The sequence below is a fragment of the Streptomyces sp. NPDC001493 genome (assembly GCF_053597235.1).
This window is the reverse complement of sequence record NZ_JBSFHV010000004.1, coordinates 322,050-335,517: the sequence shown is the minus strand read 5'-3', so window position 1 is coordinate 335,517 and position 13,468 is coordinate 322,050. Positions and strand designations below refer to the sequence as shown.

Below are 13,468 nucleotides of genomic sequence, written 5' to 3'. Positions count from 1 at the left end.
ACCACCGATGTCACTTCCCCCTCACCCCGGCATCTTTGCCGCCGTCGAACGACTCTGTGCCTACAGCGAGCCGACACCCCTGTTACGTCTCTACGAGGGAACGGAACGGGCCGGCGTTCCACTGGCTCTGGTGCGTGCCCGTCAACTGCTCTATGACCGCTCCGTGTGCCCCGAGACGCGTTCGAGCCTGTGGCGCCAAATCGCCGAGCGTATTCATTCCGATGTCGTCGGGCGCGAATGGCCGGAGGCCGTCGTGTGGCTGGGACTACCAGGTCTCCGCCGCACCGCCTACAAGATCAGCCGGCGCTTCGGAGTCGATCGAGGCGACGCAGAAGCTGAGTTGATCACCTGCTATCTCGAAGCGCTGGCAGGCCTCGGGACGGATGATCCGGACCCAGGTGCGACTGTGCTGCGTACAGCTTGCTCACGCGTGTACGACCTGTGGCGCGACGCTCGCCGTGAAATGGCCGTGGACAGCATGGAGCGGGTCGGCGGCGCTCTCGGCGAAGCGGGGGCCGTGGGCTGCTGGCAGGCGGACTACGACCCGGTTCCGCGCCACGCCGGGCTCTCGGCCACGGTGCGTGTCACCGTCCCGGCTCACCGGGTCGAGGGCATGCGCCTCGGCGCTTTGGCCCGGACGTGGGGAGTGGCCGATGCCGCCACGAGCGTCGGGTTCTCGGGCCGAGGCCGACAAGTTGCCAAGGTATCCCTGCGCCGCGTACGGAGGAACGGATGAACGACCGCGTCGACACGCCTCTCACCTTCCGCGAGATCTTCGATCTTCCGGTCAGCGTCAGTCTGCGTACGGCGGCCAGGGCTTTCGGGGTGTGCCTTGGTACGGCCTACCGGCTGGTGGACCAGAAGGCATTCCCGTGCCCTACGGTGCGCGTCGGCCGACGCCACCGCGTGCTCACTGCGGACCTCCTGAGCGCACTGGGCATTGAGGAGCGCCCCGTGTTCGCGGACGAGGTCGCTGACGGAGTGGCGCTCACCCTCTTCGACTGATCGCCACCTCCAATCATCACCCCGTCGGTTGCCCGGTGCCTGACGCTGCCTGCCGACCGACGGGGCTCCCGTCCCCATCCGAAGGAGTCCGTCATGCCCACCTGCCTCGCCATCTGCGGAACCTCCGCCGCTGTCGATGCTCCTGGTCAATCCAGTCCAGGGGAGCGGCAACGATCCACGGTCCTCTACGAGGACATCGTGCTGCCCGCTTGTGAACAACTCGGCCTCACCCTCCTGCGAGCGGACCTGCTCGAAGAAGCCGGCCTGCCCGCAGACCAACTGCTGCGCATGCTCATCGAAGCGGATGCCGTTGTCGCCGATCTCGCTGCATCCGGCGCGGAGTTGTTCTATGGGCTTGGCATGCGACACGCGCTCGGGCGGTTCACCGTCCACGTCACAGAGGGAACCGAGCGGATCCCAGGCCCCGGAACGATGCCCCGGATCCCTTTCCCGTCTCACTCCGCCGAAGCCGCCGCCATCCGAGGGCGACTGACCAGCGTCCTCGCCGAGGGACTGAGCGGGAGCGGCCCGCTGCCGCTCCTCGGGACATCCCCCGCGGGTCGCGATGCCGAACTGGCTGCTGGGGGCAACGAGGACGCCCCGGGCCTGTTCGATCGGATTGTCGAGGCGGAAGCGCAGATGGAGGCCATCCACAGCGACATGGCCGACGTGGAGTCCGCCCTGACGGACCTCGGGGAGATGATGGCGCTGATCGGCGAGGACATGGACAGAGTCAACCATCCCGGGGCTTCCATGAACATGCGGATGACCGTGATCAACCGCCTGGCCAAAGCCATCGAAGGACCGGCCGACGACTTGGCGGCATCGGCCGAGCGCTTCGCGGCGCGGATGGGAGCCAGCGTTGACGCGTTTCGGGCGTTCCTGGAATGGGCTGCGAGCACACCACGCAACGAATGGCCCGCGGGTGCGGACGAGGCGCTGGACCAGGTGCTTACGACCTCTGAGGAAGTACAGGGCGCTGCTGGCGCGTTCCATGAGGTTATGGCCGTGATCAGCATGTTCGGCTCCTCCAGCCGACAGTTGCGCCGCCCTTCCCAGCAGATCAACAAGTCGCTTCAGACGATGCTCCGGGCCGTGACGGTGCTGGATGAACTGAGAGACCAGGCCCTGGCGCTGAGGAAGATGTGAGGCTCCTCGGCCGTAGCTGACACGGGAGATGATCGACTGCGGCCGGGAAAGCGGTGCAACCTCGCACCAGCAGGGTCGTCCGCGTGAACGTATGAGTCCCGGTGCCTGCAGTGCATAGACAGCGATGTGGTTACCGGTCGTGCAGGCACGATCCCTCTCACCTCCTCCAGCGGTTCGGCGAGGGATGCGGAGCCGAAGGCCGACGCTGTGGCGGTCGGCAGAAGTTGGAGCGGTCCTTCGGGGTCTTGGTGCTGGTGCGCACCAAGGCCCCTCCGTGTGCTTTGAGGGGCGGGTGTGATGACGGCCGATATGTCGAACGCCGTGACAGATGGCGCATCGCTTCGTCATCTTCGACGCCGGCTGGCCACACGTGCGACGCAGCCTCCCCGGCTCGCTGAGAGGTGCCGGGCGCTCCGGATCGCCGAGTGGGGTGCGGCGCAGTGCGATCGCCGCCCGGTCGTACGGGAGTGGAGCGCGGAGACGGCCGCCTGTGCCCGTGGTCCTACGCGGCCGCGGACCGCGCCTGCTCAGCCGTTCAGAGTCGTACGGACTAGGTATCCTGACCGCCGCCCTGCCGGGTGAATTCGGCCCAGGCCGCCCACCTTGCGTACGTCGAGAGTCTGCGGAAGCCACGCGCAATGGTCATCCTGATCGGCACCTACGAGCCCACCGCACCAAAGCGAGTGGCGACGTGGACTGCTATTGAGGGATGGTCTCGGAGGGGTTGGTGGACCAGTTGGTGACGATGGGCTTGTCGACCGTGGCGGTGTCGGGGAGCTTGAGTTCGGCGGGGTAGGGGTCGTCGTCGGTGGTGGCGATGATGACGCTCTCGAACTCCTTGCCGCCGTCGCTGGCGATGGTCTTGGGGCTGATTCCGGTGCACACGACGGCGGATCCGGTGAGCTTGATGGGGTCGTCGCCGCCCTGTCCGAGCGGGGAGACGACGCCGTCGGCTCCGGAGCCGACGGACACCTGGAAGTGCTGACGTCCACGTAGCTGGTGATGCTGGAGTTGGCCTTGGCGGTGACGAGGTAGTAACCACCAGCCTGGGACTTCGCGGTGACCGTGAAGTGCAGGTCGTTGGTGTTGCAGGACTGCCCGTAGCCGCTCTTGTCGCCGTTGCTGTCGGAAGCCGCGGTCTTGTCGCCGGATCCGCTCCAGGTGAAGCCACCGGAACCGAAGTTGCTGGAACCAGCTCCGTTGGGAGTGGATGCTCCGGAACGGTAAGCGCTGGCGGAGGTACTCGTGCCGGAGGATGTGCTGTGGCTTGCGGCGGAGGGAGCCGAGGAACTGTCGGCGCCTTCGGCGTCGTCGTGGCGGTAGAGCTGGTGACGAGGGGCGGTCACCGGCTGCGGCGGCGAGGAAGGGACGAGTGAAACGTTTGGCGAGGCGCGAACGCATCATGATCTCCAGCGACGATCGGTTGCGGTGCTTCTGCTTTCACCGATTGCACTAGGGACCAGCCGATCTTGCGGTGATCTGCTCTTCCAAGGTGAGACGGGCGGCGTCCTCGCGGGCTCGGTGATCCGGCGGGCCTGGCGGAGTGCCCGCGAGGCGGTGTTGGCTCCGCACGTCATCGAATCGCCCACCGGACGGCGGGTGTACGACAACCGGCACACGCGCCTGACGAAGTGGCTGAATGACGGCGTTCCGCCGGCCCAGGTCGCGGACTGGGCGGGCAACAGCGTTCCGGTGCTTCTGGCCACCTACGCGCGGTGCGTGGAAGGGCAACTTCCCGATCTCAAGAGGCGGCTCGAAGCGGCGGGAGACCTCCCGGAGTCGCAGGACGCCGGTTGACCGTTCGCCGAAAACTTCGACTCGTATTCGACTCGGCCACCCGCAAAAACCCGGTGACAGCCGTACAGCCCCGGTGTCCGACCTTGGTCACAGAGGGGGATGCCGGGGCTTCGTCGCTCCCACCGAAACCCGCCCTGACCAGCGAAAAGCCCTCCCGGAGGGGAGGGCTTCAGGCAGTGCCCCCGGCAGGACTCGAACCTGCGGCCAAGCGCTTAGAAGGCGCCTGCTCTATCCACTGAGCTACGGGGGCCGGGTGTGGGCCGTGGCGGACGGGAGCCCTGTGGTGGGGGAGTCCCTCGCCGTGCCGGGACAAGGATAGGGCTCTTGTCGCGGTGTCCCGGTTGCTTCGCCTGCGTGGCACCTTGTGGAGGTTCGGTGAAGCGAACCGATAATCGCAGCTGGGTACGGATCGCGCACCGGTTTTCGGGCCGGATCGCGCGGGTGTTGTGCACTCGTTATGCCCGCGCTGTGCGTGTCCCGCCTGCTCTCGGGGTGGAACCGCCGCGCACGGGTGGCCATACGCTTCAAAAAGGCGCCAAAAGCGGGCATTCTTCGCATGTGGTGACCATGGATGTACGGCCTCAGCTCATCGACGCACTCTCCGCCCTGCGCGACCGTGTCGCTGCCGTGCGTCTCCCACTACCGCTCCTGGGATCGGAACGGGCCCGGCAGACCAGGGACGAACTCCTCGCGCAGCTCGACGACTACCTGCTGCCCCGGCTCAAGGCGCCCGAGGCGCCGCTGCTCGCGGTGATCGGCGGATCCACCGGGGCGGGGAAGTCGACGTTGGTCAACTCGCTCGTCGGGTGCCGGGTCAGCGAGGCGGGGGTGCTCCGGCCGACGACCCGTACGCCGGTACTGGTGTGCCACCCGGACGACCACCACTGGTTCGCGGATGTACGGGTGCTGCCCCAGCTGACCCGGGTCTGGCTGCCGCCGGGGCGGGGGGCCGGGGCGGACGGGATCGAGGAGGCGGGCGTCGGGCGGGCCCGGGGAGCGACCCAGGAACTGCGGGTCGAGACGGCGATGAGCCTGCCGCGCGGGCTCGCGCTGCTCGATGCCCCCGACATCGACTCGCTCGTCGAACGGAACCGGGTCCTCGCCGCCGAACTCATCTGCGCGGCCGACGTGTGGGTGATGGTGACCACGGCGTCCCGGTACGCCGACGCGGTGCCCTGGCACATGCTCCGTACGGCGAAGGAGTACGACGCCTCGCTGGTCAGCGTGCTCGACCGGGTGCCGCACCAGGTGGTGGGAGAGGTCTCCCGCCAGTACGCGGCGCTGATGACCCGGGCCGGGCTCGGGGACGTACCGCGCTTCACCATCCCCGAGCTCCCCGAGTCGGCGGGTGGCGCAAGCGGACTGCTGCCCACCACGGCCGTCGCCCCGCTGCGTGCCTGGCTCACCCACCGGGCCCAGGACCCCGCCGCCCGGCAGCAGGCGGTGGGGCGTACGGCGGCCGGGGTCATCGACTCGCTGAGCGTACGGATGCCCGCCCTGGCCGGGGCCGTCGCCCAGCAGTACGCGGCGGCCGTACGGCTCACCGGTGCGGTGGAGGACGCGTACGAGAAGGAGGCCGAGCGCATCCGCCGTCGGCTCCGCAACGGTGCCGTGCTGGCGGGCGACGCCCGGACGCGCTGGCGCGGGTACCCGCTGGACAGCTCGGCCTGCGAGGTGCTGGAAGCGCTGGTGGAGAGCCTGGTCGCACTCATCCAGTGCGCCGTCGCCGCCGCCGACGAGAAGATCCGTACGGCCTGGCGGCGTGATTCGGCCGCGGCGGCGTTCCGCTTCGAGAGCGTGGGCAGGGAGGGCGGCGGCTGGGGCCCGACGGAGGACGTCGAGGGCCGGATCGCCGTGGCGGTACGCCGGTGGCGGCGGGTCGTCGAGGAGCTGGCCGAGGAGGAGGTGGGCCGGCTCGACCGCAGTGTCGCGCCGGACCCGGAGACCGTCGCCGCGCTCCTCGCCGCCGCTCTGCTCGGCGGGCGCCGGGCCCGCACCGCGGGGGAGCAGCTCGCCGAACGCATCGGCGCCCAGGGCGCCCTGAGACTGCGGGACAAGGGCGGGGCCCTGCTCACCAGCTATCTGGACCAGGTTCTGCGGGTGGAGCGGGAGCGGCGGCTCGCCCCGCTCGACGCGCTCGACATCGCCCCGGAACCGCAGGCGGAGCTGATCGCCGCACTGTCCGTGTTGCAGAGGGAGAGGAGGCAGCGATGACTGCCGTCGTGGATCAGGACCGGGAGCAGGGCGATCAGGGCCGGGGGAGGGGGAGGGGCCAGGGGAACGAGGATGCGGGCGGCAGGGGCGACGGCGACGTGACGGCGCCGGAGACATCCGAAGCGCCCGGGACGTCCGAGGCGCCGGAGACGTCCCCGGCGCCGGATGCGTCCACAGCACCGGAGGCGTCGGGGGAGGACGGCAGGCCCGAGGTCCCTGCCATCGGCGATCCGAAGGTGCCGGGGGCCGCACGCGCGGATCGGAACCCGGACCGGAACACGGACCGTAGCGCGGACTTCAAGCCGGACCTGAAGCCGGACCCGAACCCGGACCGGAAGGCGGGCACGGAGGCTGCCGGGCCGGTGGACGCACCGGACGCCGTACCCGGGGCACAGGCGGGCGCACGTGAACCGGCGGGCGACCCGGACCCGCAGGGCACCGCCGTCACCCCGGCGGGCGTGCCCTCGCACTGGGACGACGGGCTCATCGCCCGCCGGGCCGCAGCCCGGGCGGCCAAGGCCGACGAGCGCGAGCCGGCCGTGCCGGAGGCCGAACCGGGGCCCGAGGTCGAGGCGTACGTACCGTCGGGAGGCACGCTCCGGCCTCGGCTCGAAGCACTGCGCGAGCTGGTCGGGCTCTCCCGGGCGCGGCTCGACCAGGGGACGCTCGCCGAGGCGGGCCGGGTACTCGAAGAGGCCGCCGCGCGGCAGCGGCTCTCCTCCCGGCACACCGTGGTCGCCCTCGCCGGAGCGACGGGCAGCGGGAAGTCCTCCCTCTTCAACGCCCTCGCCGGAGCGCAGATCTCCGACACCGGGGTGAAACGGCCGACCACCTCCTCCCCGATCGCGTGCAGTTGGACGGACGGGGCCGCCGGGCTCCTCGACCGGCTGGCGATCCCCGGACGGCTCCGCCGCAGGCCGCACTCGGGGACGGCGGCGGCGGACGCGGCGCTCCAGGGGCTCGTTCTGGTGGACCTCCCCGACCACGACTCGGCCGCCGCCGGGCACCGGGAACAGGTGGACCGGGTCCTCGCCCTCGTCGACGCGGTGATCTGGGTCGTCGACCCGGAGAAGTACGGCGACGCCGCCCTGCACGAGCGCTACTTGCGCCCGCTCGCCGGTCACGCGGAGGTCAGCTTCGTCGTGCTCAACCAGATCGACCGGCTGCCCGGCGAAGCCGCCGACCTGGTCCTCGACGATCTGCGCCGGCTGCTCGACGAGGACGGCATGGCGGTGGGCGAGCACGGCGACCCCGGCGCCACCGTGCTGGCCCTCTCCGCCCTCACCGGCGAAGGGGTCGGCGAACTGCGCGAGCTGCTGGGGAAGTTCGTGCAGGAGCGTACGGCCGCACAGCGCCGGCTCTCCGCAGACGTGGACGCCGCCGCCGCGCGGCTGCGCCCGGTGTACGTCGCGGAGGGGCGGTCCGGGCTGGGCGAGCGGGCCCGGGAGGAGTTCACCGACCGGCTCGCCGACGCGGTCGGCGCTTCGGCGGCCGGGCAGGCGGCCGAGCGGGAGTGGCGCCGGAACGCGGGCCGCGCCTGCGGCACCCCGTGGCTGCGGCTCTGGCGCTGGTACGAGTCGACGCGCAGGCTCGGCGGCCTGGAGCGCATCGGCCAGGTCCTGACACCCGCGCGGGAGGAAGAGGAGGCGACCGCACGGCAACGGGTCGAGCAGGCGGTACGGCTGGTGGCCGACGACGCCGCCGGAGGGCTCCCGGACCCATGGGCGCAGGCCGTGCGCGAGGCCGCGTACAACGGGGCGAACGGGCTGTCCGAGGCGCTGGACGAGCTGGCGCAGAAGGCGGGTTCGGCCGCCCCCGCCCGTGGCCGGAGGGCCGGAGCCGACGCAGCGGCGGCCGACGTGACGGGAGGCGGCGCGGCGGGAGGCCGTGCAGCAGGGGCCGGTACGTCGGGCGGGGGCGCGAAAGTGGGCGGGGGCGGCGGTACGCGTGGCTCGGGGCGGTCCGGACGGAACCGGTTCCGGCGGGCCGGGGCGGAGACCGGGGGCGGCCGTGTCCAGGGCTCGCCCGTGCCGCTCGGCCGGCCCGCCAAGCCGCCGCGCCCCAAGTGGTGGCCGGCCGCGGTGGTGGTGCAGGCGTCCATGACCCTGCTGCAGATCTTCGGCGGGCTGTGGCTGGTCGGCCAGATCGCCGGGGTGCTGGAACCGGGACTCGTCGTCCCCGCGCTCGTGATGCTCGCCGGAGTCGTCGGCGGGCCGCTGGTGGAGTGGGCGTGCGCGGCAGCGGCACGCGGCCCGGCCCGGCGGTACGGGCAGGAGGTCGAGCGGCGGCTGCGGGACGCGGCGGCCGGATGCGGCCGCGCCAGGGTCCTCGACCCGGTGGCCGCCGAACTCGCCCGGTACCGCGAAGTACGCGAGCGGTACGGGGCGGTGACGGAGTTGTCCACAACCGGCCGGTAATCCACAGGCCCCGGCAGGATCGCCGCACCTCGTCCAGCATGGAGTCCTCGCACCGGCCCGCACACGGGCGCGGTGGCGGAGGCGGCAGTACGGGGGAGCGGGGAGAGCCTCGCGTACCCACCGGTGCGCGGGGCTCTCCCGCGTTCCGGGGCGTACGCGAGGGCGACCTCGTACCCCCGGCTGCTCGCACAGGGCGGGCTCGCCCGCACGGACAGGAAGCGAAGGCGGGGGACAGGACATGAACGAGACCTTGGTGACGCTGGTCGGCAATGCCGCGACGGGGGTGGAGTTCCGCGAGACGGCCTCGGGCGGGATGGCGCGGTTCCGCCTCGCCGTGACACCACGCCGCTGGGACCGGGAGAAGCAGCTCTGGGCCGACGGGCACACGAGTTTCTACACGGTGTGGGCCTGGCGGGGCCTCGCGTCGAACGTGGCCGCCTCCGTCTCCGTGGGCGAACCACTGCTGGTGCACGGCCGACTGAAGGTCCGGGAGGAGGAACGCGAGGGCGCCCGCCGGACGTTCGTGGACGTCGAGGCGGTGGCGGTGGGCCACGACCTGAACCGGGGCTCCGCCGCGTTCCGGCGCGCGACACGACGCGAGCCGCCGTTCGGCGCGGAGGCAGGCGCGGAGGCAGGCGTGGGAGTGGGCGTGGGCGCGAGAGCAGGTGCGGGGCCGGGGGCGGGGGGCGGTCCGGGCACAAGTACGGGCACAAGTACGGGCGCAGGACCGGACACAGGTCCGGGCACAGGTCCGGGCATGGGCGCAGGCGCGGGTACGGGAGAGGGCGCCGGTGCAGGTGAGGGTGTGCGAACGAGAGCCGGCGCGGGTCCGGGAGGTGGCCCGGGAGGAGGCCGGGGAGAGGGCCCGGGGGGTGGGCCGGGAGGGCCGTGGGGACAGGACGCGGACGGTCCGGTTTTCGCGAGCGAACCGGTCGGTGACGGTCCCTCCTGGGAGCTCGGGCCCGCTGGTGAGGAGGGAGGCCGCGCCGGGGCCGCGGAGGCTCCTCGTGCGGCGACGCGATCACGCGAGCCGACGGCCCGTCAGAAACGGCCTGTGGGCCTGGTGTCGGCTCCCTGAGGGTGTCGACGAGCGCTCGGTGCACGGTTGGTGACGGGGTGCTGATGGTTTGTGGCGTGCGCCGTGGGGCGGGAGTGGCGGCGATAACGATTGCGATTCGGAATGGTTGTACGACCGTAAGACGGGGGAGCGGTTTCGGCCCCCCTCCATAGGATTCCCCCGTACTCATGGGCACTTGAGTCTTTCGGCGGGGCACTCCCCACACGCGTACAGAGCGCGAGGGCTCCGCCCCGGAGGGGAATTCTGTGACTTCTGCGTTTTCTGAGATTTCAGCGCTTCAAGATTCCGACATATCGACCGGACCGGCCCTCGGTGCCGGCCGGGCCGTGCGCCGGCCGCTGCGGGGACGGGGCCACGGGCTCGCCCGCCTGGCCTCCACCGCACTGGTCACCGGTCTCGTCGCGGCGGGCGCCCTCACCGGCGCGGGCGCGGCGGCGGCCGACGAGGCACCCCAGCACCAGGGCGGCGCGACCGCCGTCCTGGACGGGCTGAAGACGTCCGACAAGGCCGTGATCAAGACGGCCGGAGCGGACGACCTGCGCGTCTCCGCCGGTCTCTTCGAGATGACCGTCGACGGCGGCGGCAAGCTCAAGACCTACTGCATCGACATCCACAACCCCACCCAGCCGGCGGCGGAGTACGAGGAGAAGGCCTGGGGTGAGTCCTCGCTCGGCAAGAACGAGAACGCCGGCCGCATCCTCTGGATCCTTCAGCACTCCTACCCGCAGGTCGACGACCTCGCCTCGCTCGCCAAGGCGGCCGGCGCCGACTCGCTCACCGAGGGCACCGCGGCCGCCGGTACCCAGGTCGCCATCTGGCGGTTCTCGGACAACGCCGACGTCACCGCGGTGAACAAGGACGCCGAGAAGCTCGCCGACTACCTCCAGGGTGCGGCCCAGAACTCGGCCGAGCCCCAGGCGTCGCTCACCGTGAGCCCCGCCGTCGTCTCCGGCCAGGCCGGCGGCCTGCTCGGACCGGTCACCGTCCACACCGACGCGGCCGAGGCCGCGGTGGCCCCGCCCGCCGACGCCGTCGCCAGCGGCATCAAGATCACCGACAAGGACGGCAACCCCGTCTCGAAGGCGACCGACGGCACCGAGCTCTACTTCGACGTGCCGAAGGGCGCCGCGGACGGTACCGCCGCACTCACCGTGCAGGCCACCACCTCCGTCCCGGTCGGCCGTGTCTTCACCGGCGTGACGACCACCAGCCAGACGCAGATCCTGGCCGGCTCCAGCGAGTCCGTCGTCTCCGCGCAGGCCACCGCCACCTGGGCCGCCAAGGGCCCGGTTCCCGCGGTGACCGCGCAGAAGAACTGCGCCAAGGGCAGCGTGGACTTCACCGTGACCAACAGCGGTGACCAGCCGTTCACGTTCACGTTCCAGGCCGGAACCGACTACACCGTCGAGGCCGGTGGCACCAAGACCGTGTCGGTCCCGGTCGGTGAGGACAAGGCGTACGACCTCACGGTCTCCGGAGTCGACAGCGACTTCAAGCAGAACTTCAAGGGCGTGCTCGACTGCGTCACCGCCTCCACCCCCGCCCCCGGCGACGAGGGCACCGACACGCAGGCCGGCGCCTCGCCGAGCCCCGTCGCGACCGCCGCCGCTGCCGACACGACCGGCGGTGAGGGCGACCTCGCCGCCACCGGTGGCTCCAGCGCGACCCCGGTCATCGCCGGCGTCGCCGTCGTGCTCGTCGTTCTCGGCATCGGCACGATGGTCTTCCTCCGCCGCAAGAAGTCGGCAGCCGGCGCCCAGTAGTGGCCGCCGGGTGCGCGCGGTGACCGCGCGCACCACGCCGTAGCGGTGTGACGGCGTGGCGGCAGGAGTGCCGCACCGCCGCAGGACCGTACGACCGAAGGCCCCGGCCCCCGGATTCCCCGGGGGCCGGGGCCTTCGCACGTACCCGCAGGTACCCGACGCGCCCCGCCCGCGCCCCCGCGAGCCCGATTCTCCGGCGGCTTCCGGCCGCCTCCGGTGGCGTCTCGTCCGGCGATGTCGCCTTTGCCGCCGCTCGCGGCCCCCCGCCGCAGCCCAGGTCAGCGGCCCCGGGTGGGACGGGTTTCCCCCGTGGGCTTGTCGTCAGGCAAGATGGGGTGTATCTGCCCACACCTCTATTGCTGCCGGACGGTTTCTCTTGGCTGAGTTCATCTACACCATGCGCAAGACGCGCAAGGCGCACGGCGACAAGGTGATTCTCGATGACGTCACCCTGAACTTCCTGCCCGGCGCGAAGATCGGTGTCGTCGGCCCCAACGGCGCCGGTAAGTCCACGGTGCTGAAGATCATGGCCGGCCTGGAGCAGCCGTCCAACGGTGACGCCTTCCTCTCGCCCGGCTTCAGCGTCGGCATCCTCATGCAGGAGCCGAAGCTCGACGAGGAGAAGACCGTTCTGGAGAACGTCCAGGACGGCGCCGCCGACATCATGAGCAAGCTCAAGCGCTTCAACGAGGTCGCCGAGCTCATGGCGACCGACTACTCCGACGCGCTGCTCGAAGAGATGGGCAAGCTCCAGGAGGACCTGGACCACGCCAACGCGTGGGACCTGGACGCCCAGCTGGAGCAGGCCATGGACGCCCTGGGCTGCCCGCCCGGCGACTGGCCCGTGACCAACCTCTCCGGTGGCGAGAAGCGCCGCGTGGCGCTCTGCAAGCTGCTCATCGAGGCGCCCGACCTGCTGCTGCTCGACGAGCCCACCAACCACCTCGACGCCGAGTCGGTGAACTGGCTGGAGCAGCACCTCTCGAAGTACGCGGGTGCGGTCGTCGCCGTCACCCACGACCGGTACTTCCTCAACAACGTCGCCGAGTGGATCCTCGAACTGGACCGCGGCCGCGCGCTCCCGTACGAGGGCAACTACTCCACCTACCTCGACAAGAAGGCCGCGCGCCTCAAGGTCGAGGGCCGCAAGGACGAGAAGCGCGCCAAGCGGCTCAAGGAAGAGCTGGAGTGGGTCCGGTCCAACGCCAAGGGCCGCCAGACCAAGTCCAAGGCCCGCCTCGCCCGTTACGAGGAGATGGCTGCCGAGGCCGACAAGATGCGGAAGCTGGACTTCGAGGAGATCCAGATCCCGCCGGGCCCGCGCCTCGGTTCCATCGTCGTCGAGGTCGAGCACCTCTCGAAGGCCTTCGGCGACAAGGTCCTGATCGACGACCTGTCGTTCACGCTGCCCCGCAACGGCATCGTCGGCATCATCGGTCCGAACGGCGCGGGCAAGACCACGCTGTTCAAGATGCTCCAGGGCCTGGAGACGCCGGACTCCGGCACGGTCAAGATCGGCGAGACGGTCAAGATCTCGTACGTCGACCAGTCCCGCGCCAACATCGACCCGAAGAAGACCCTCTGGGCCGTCGTCTCGGACGAGCTGGACTACATCAACGTCGGCCAGGTCGAGATGCCGTCGCGGGCGTACGTCTCCGCGTTCGGCTTCAAGGGCCCGGACCAGCAGAAGCCGGCCGGTGTGCTCTCCGGTGGTGAGCGCAACCGCCTGAACCTGGCGCTGACGCTCAAGGAGGGCGGCAACCTGCTGCTCCTCGACGAGCCCACCAACGACCTGGACGTCGAGACCCTGTCGTCGCTGGAGAACGCCCTGCTGGAGTTCCCGGGCGCCGCGGTGGTCATCTCCCACGACCGCTGGTTCCTGGACCGAGTCGCCACGCACATCCTGGCGTACGAGGGCGACTCCAAGTGGTACTGGTTCGAGGGCAACTTCGAGTCGTACGAGAAGAACAAGGTCGAGCGCCTCGGCGCGGACGCGGCCCGCCCGCACCGCGCCACGTACAAGAAGCTCACCCGGGGCTGATCAC

General features: G+C 71.0%; 8 protein-coding genes, 1 tRNA gene and 2 pseudogenes. 9 read left to right on the top strand and 2 right to left on the bottom strand.

Annotation, left to right across the window (positions count from 1 at the left end):
* The first annotated feature begins 7 nt into the window (after nucleotides 1-7).
* The 3 genes from ACWCWD_RS09150 (at nucleotide 8) to ACWCWD_RS09140 (ending at nucleotide 2,154) form a co-directional block, all read left to right on the top strand.
* The gene (locus ACWCWD_RS09150) at nucleotides 8-736 is read left to right on the top strand and encodes a hypothetical protein (RefSeq protein WP_450771370.1); all 729 of its coding nucleotides are present in this window, start codon (nucleotides 8-10) and stop codon (nucleotides 734-736) included.
* Complete coding sequence (locus ACWCWD_RS09145; protein WP_450771369.1) at nucleotides 733-1,005, top strand: helix-turn-helix domain-containing protein; 273 nt, start codon at nucleotides 733-735, stop codon at nucleotides 1,003-1,005. Before ACWCWD_RS09150 ends, ACWCWD_RS09145 begins: the two co-directional genes overlap by 4 nt.
* A 93-nt stretch (nucleotides 1,006-1,098) precedes the next feature.
* The gene (locus ACWCWD_RS09140; RefSeq protein ID WP_450771367.1) at nucleotides 1,099-2,154 is read left to right on the top strand and encodes a hypothetical protein; all 1,056 of its coding nucleotides are present in this window, start codon (nucleotides 1,099-1,101) and stop codon (nucleotides 2,152-2,154) included.
* Between the two features lie 699 nt (nucleotides 2,155-2,853).
* On the opposite strand, the pseudogene ACWCWD_RS09135 reads toward ACWCWD_RS09140, so the two are convergent.
* A pseudogene (locus tag ACWCWD_RS09135) lies at nucleotides 2,854-3,555 on the bottom strand (hypothetical protein).
* A 27-nt stretch (nucleotides 3,556-3,582) separates the two neighbouring features.
* Between ACWCWD_RS09135 and ACWCWD_RS09130 the strand changes: the two are divergent.
* Nucleotides 3,583-3,951, top strand: coding sequence for a hypothetical protein (locus ACWCWD_RS09130; protein ID WP_450771365.1), 369 nt, complete (start codon nucleotides 3,583-3,585; stop codon nucleotides 3,949-3,951).
* 177 nt (nucleotides 3,952-4,128) lie between these two features.
* Here ACWCWD_RS09130 and ACWCWD_RS09125 read toward each other — a convergent pair.
* A tRNA-Arg gene (locus ACWCWD_RS09125) sits at nucleotides 4,129-4,201 on the bottom strand.
* A 317-nt stretch (nucleotides 4,202-4,518) separates the two neighbouring features.
* Between ACWCWD_RS09125 and ACWCWD_RS09120 the strand changes: the two genes are divergently transcribed.
* The 5 genes and pseudogenes from ACWCWD_RS09120 to ettA all read left to right on the top strand — a co-directional run bounded on the left by ACWCWD_RS09120 (nucleotide 4,519) and on the right by ettA (nucleotide 13,464).
* Nucleotides 4,519-6,165: a dynamin family protein gene (locus ACWCWD_RS09120; RefSeq protein ID WP_450771364.1), complete on the top strand. Its 1,647-nt coding sequence runs from the start codon at nucleotides 4,519-4,521 to the stop codon at nucleotides 6,163-6,165.
* The gene (locus ACWCWD_RS09115) at nucleotides 6,162-8,582 is read left to right on the top strand and encodes a GTPase (protein ID WP_450771363.1); all 2,421 of its coding nucleotides are present in this window, start codon (nucleotides 6,162-6,164) and stop codon (nucleotides 8,580-8,582) included. The genes ACWCWD_RS09120 and ACWCWD_RS09115 overlap by 4 nt, the downstream gene beginning before the upstream one ends.
* 238 nt (nucleotides 8,583-8,820) lie before the next feature.
* Nucleotides 8,821-9,186, top strand: a pseudogene (locus tag ACWCWD_RS09110) (single-stranded DNA-binding protein); the annotation flags it as partial.
* A gap of 800 nt (nucleotides 9,187-9,986) precedes the next feature.
* On the top strand, nucleotides 9,987-11,423 hold the full coding sequence (locus ACWCWD_RS09105; protein ID WP_450771362.1) for a Cys-Gln thioester bond-forming surface protein: 1,437 nt from the start codon (nucleotides 9,987-9,989) through the stop codon (nucleotides 11,421-11,423).
* Nucleotides 11,424-11,799: 376 nt separating this feature from the next.
* The gene (gene ettA / locus ACWCWD_RS09100; protein ID WP_450771360.1) at nucleotides 11,800-13,464 is read left to right on the top strand and encodes an energy-dependent translational throttle protein EttA; all 1,665 of its coding nucleotides are present in this window, start codon (nucleotides 11,800-11,802) and stop codon (nucleotides 13,462-13,464) included.
* Nucleotides 13,465-13,468: the final 4 nt, after the last annotated feature.

Bases quoted from the DNA above. Each gene is read 5' to 3' on its own strand.
- ACWCWD_RS09150 (WP_450771370.1), top strand. From the start codon at position 8: ATGTCACTTCCCCCTCACCCCGGCATCTTTGCCGCCGTCGAACGACTC.
- ACWCWD_RS09145 (WP_450771369.1), top strand. From the start codon at position 733: ATGAACGACCGCGTCGACACGCCTCTCACCTTCCGCGAGATCTTCGAT.
- ACWCWD_RS09140 (WP_450771367.1), top strand. From the start codon at position 1,099: ATGCCCACCTGCCTCGCCATCTGCGGAACCTCCGCCGCTGTCGATGCT.
- ACWCWD_RS09120 (WP_450771364.1), top strand. From the start codon at position 4,519: ATGGATGTACGGCCTCAGCTCATCGACGCACTCTCCGCCCTGCGCGAC.
- ACWCWD_RS09115 (WP_450771363.1), top strand. From the start codon at position 6,162: ATGACTGCCGTCGTGGATCAGGACCGGGAGCAGGGCGATCAGGGCCGG.